At 40.8% G+C, this 3680-nt stretch carries 2 protein-coding genes and 1 other RNA gene; all 3 read left to right on the top strand.

Annotation, left to right across the window (positions count from 1 at the left end):
* On the top strand, positions 1 to 2779 hold a 2779-nt coding region (gene uvrA, locus J7K05_00015; protein ID MCD6194584.1), incomplete at its 5' end, for an excinuclease ABC subunit UvrA.
* Positions 2780 to 2872: 93 nt separating this feature from the next.
* An RNA gene (rnpB, locus tag J7K05_00010) (RNase P RNA component class A) lies at positions 2873 to 3327 on the top strand.
* Positions 3328 to 3376: 49 nt separating this feature from the next.
* Positions 3377 to 3680, top strand: a 304-nt coding sequence (locus tag J7K05_00005) for a hypothetical protein (protein MCD6194583.1), incomplete at its 3' end; no start/stop codon positions are given.

Genomic DNA, 3680 nt, shown 5'->3' with positions numbered 1-3680 from the left:
TCGCGTCCACAACTTAAAAAATATTGATGTTAAGATACCTAAAAATAAGTTAGTAGTTATTTCAGGTCTTTCTGGTTCAGGGAAGTCGTCTTTAGCTTTTGATACTCTTTATGCTGAAGGTCAGAGACGCTATGTAGAATCACTTTCCAGCTACGCGCGGCAGTTTTTGGGAGTAATGGAAAAGCCAGATGTAGATCAAATTGATGGTCTTTCCCCGGCTGTGGCTATTGATCAGCGTTCAGTTTCTACTAATCCTCGTTCCACTGTGGGCACAATTACTGAAATCTACGACTATATGCGTTTGCTTTGGGCGCGGATTGGAACACCGTATTGCCCTCATTGTGGGATTAAAATTGAGGCTCAGTCAGCTTCTAATATTATCCAACAGGTGCTGAATGAATTTTTAGGTAAAAAAGTAGCAGTTTTGGCTCCAAAAGTGAGAAATCGTAAAGGTGAATTTCAGGAATTTTTTGCCGAGGCGCGGCGTTTGGGTTTTGTCAGAGTGAGGGTCGATGGAGTTATTAAACATTTGGATGAGGAGGTTTCTTTAGAGCGTTATAAAACCCACACTCTTGAAATAGTGGTTGATAGATTAAAGATAGGCAAAAGCGAAAAAGCTAAAACCCGTTTAGCAGAGGCAATAGAAAAGGCTTTAAATTTGGGCGAGAAAAGAGTGATTGTTTTAGATTTAGACAACAATAAAGAGAGGCTTTATTCTGAACTCTTTGCCTGTCCCAAATGCGGTTTTTCTTTTGAAGAAATTGAACCGAGGATTTTTTCTTTTAACAGCCCTTACGGTGCTTGCCCGGCTTGTGAGGGGTTAGGGCATCGTTTGGTTGTAGATCCTGCCTTAATTATGCCTAATCCAAGATTAACTATTAATGAGGGGGCTATTAGGCCTTGGGCAAGGGGAATGGCTAAATCACGTTGGTATATGCGGATTTTACAAGAGGTGGCTGATAAGCATAATTTTTCTTTAGATGTACCTGTAGGCAAATTGAACAAAAAGGCTAAAAACATTGTTCTTTACGGTACTGGTGATGAAGAGTATTGGGTGGGCGGTTATCTGACTACCTACCAGGGAGTGATTCCCTATTTAGAACGAAGATATCGTGAGACTGATTCAGATTTTATCCGCCGCGAAATTCAGAATTATATGGTAGAAGAGGTTTGTCGAGTTTGTCAGGGGACCCGGCTTAAGCCTGAAGTTTTAGCAATTAAGCTTAATAAGAAAAATATTGCCCAAGTTTCAGCAATGTCTTTAGATGAAGCTAGGAAGTTTTTCCTTAGTCTTAAGCTTTCTTCTTCTGAAAAACAAATTGCTCATCAGATTTTACGGGAGATTATCAATCGTTTAGAGTTTTTGCTGGAAGTGGGTGTAAGTTATTTGAGTTTAGATAGAGCTGGTGTTAGCCTTTCTAATGGCGAAGCTCAGCGTATTAGGCTAGCAACTCAGATTGGTTCTTCTCTTTCCGGCGTGCTTTATATCTTAGATGAACCAACAATTGGGTTGCATCAAATAGATGTGGGACGTTTAATTCAGAGCCTAAAAAGATTGAGAGATTTAGACAACACTGTAGTAGTAGTAGAGCATGACCGCGAGACCTTGGAAGCAGCTGATTGGATTATTGATATTGGTCCTAGAGCAGGAGAAAGTGGCGGGATGGTTGTAGCTGAAGGAACACTAAGCCAGATTAAAAGCAATAAGAATTCTTTAACCGGTCTCTATTTGAAAGGTGAAAAAACAATTCCCCTGCCTGAAAAAAGGCGGAAAGGAAACGGTAAGTTTTTGACTATCAAAGGCGCTAGTGAACACAACTTAAAAAATATTGATGTTAAGATTCCTTTGGGCAAGTTTGTTTGTATAACTGGTGTTTCTGGATCAGGCAAATCTACTCTTATTGATGATATCTTGGCTAAAGCCCTTAAGGTTCATTTTAATCAGGTGAAACTAAAGGTGGGTAAACATCGTCGAATTACAGGACTCAATTATATTGATAAGGTAATTAGGATTGATCAATCTCCTATTGGCCGCACTCCCCGCTCTAATCCTGTTACTTATACAGGGATTTTTAGCCATATTCGCCAGTTGTTTGCCCAAACTAATGAATCTCAACTTAGAGGTTATGCTCCTTCACGTTTTTCTTTTAATGTGCGGGGCGGAAGGTGTGAAAAGTGTAAAGGTGAAGGGGCGATAAAGATTGAAATGTTTTTTCTGCCTGATGTTTATGTCACCTGTCCTGAATGTCAAGGGGCTCGTTATAACAGAGAGACTCTAGAAGTTAATTACAGAGGCAAAAACATTGCTGAAGTTTTGGATATGACAGTGAGCGAAGCTCTGCGGTTTTTTTATGTCATTAAGCCTATTAGGGAAAAACTGCAAGTTTTAGAAAAAATTGGTTTAGGTTACTTAAAATTAGGTCAGCCAGCTACTACGCTTTCCGGCGGTGAAGCACAGAGGATCAAGCTGGCTAAAGAACTGACGCGTAAAGCCACAGGAAAGACTTTGTATATTTTAGACGAACCAACTACAGGTTTACATTTTGAAGATACAAAGAAACTGCTTAAGGTTTTAAATGCCTTGGTGGATAAGGGCAACACAGTTTTGGTTATTGAACATAATCTTGAGGTTGTAAAAACTGCAGATTGGATCATAGATCTTGGTCCTCAAGGAGGTGATAGAGGTGGTCGCATCGTAGCTGAAGGTATGCCTGAGGAGGTGGCGAAAGTTAAAAAGTCATATACTGGTCAGTTTTTAAAAGAAATATTCCAAGAATAATCTTTCTTTATTTATTTTTGGAATATTGGCTAATCTTGTGCTCTTAGCTTGCAATTGACAAAATATTTCTCTCTGGTATAATAAAAGCTAAACACGGGGAGAAGAACCGGGTACTCCTGCTCCGCTTCTGGCGTGGCAGGGGAGGAAAGTCCGGACACCAGGCTGAGGGAGGCCTTTGAAGAAAAGGCGTCCTGTCCTGCCGTAGCTTACTAATAAACTACGGCGGGGCTGGGTAGGGAAAGTGCCACAGAGACGTAGACCGCCCAACCGTAGTTTGTTTTACAAACTACGGCTGGGTAGGGTGAAACGCAGGGTAAATCCCTGACCTGCTAGAGCAATCTGGCATGGGCGGCAAACCCCCTCTGGTGCAAAGAAAGATCTGCTTCTGGGATTTTATGGCAAAAAGAGTCTTAGCCCTCTACCCAGAAGTCTTTCTGCGCGAGCTGTCTAGCAATAGACAGCCCAGATAGATGCTCGGTCCCCCACCACCTCGCCGTTGGCGGGGCGGGGGTGGGAAACAGAATCCGGCTTACTCTCTCCCCGTGTTTTTTATTAATCTTCCTTTTTCTGATATAATAGTTTTAAGTTAATTTAATTATGCCCGGACTAAAAAGCCCCTCGGGTTTTAATTGGAATAAACCCAAAAAAATAAAAAAAGAAACCCAAATCCTCCACTTTCTTAATAATCTCCACCAAACTCTAAAGCAAAGGTTTTCTTGGTATAATTTCTATCACTCTCTCCCCAATGTTTCTTTTTTAAACTTAGGCATATTGATTCTTTCTTTTGTTCTTTTCTTTGCCTATACATTTCCCTATATCTCTATTCCTCTATCTCTTCAAAAAGGCAAGGTTTTGGGAACCTCTTGGTATGATTACAGTTGGCAATACCGTGACACTATTA

It is taken from the genome of bacterium (genome assembly GCA_021157605.1).
In the GTDB taxonomy this organism is placed as follows: Bacteria; Patescibacteriota; UBA1384; order JAGGWG01; family JAGGWG01; genus JAGGWG01.
This window is presented reverse-complemented; position numbering and strand designations above follow the sequence as displayed.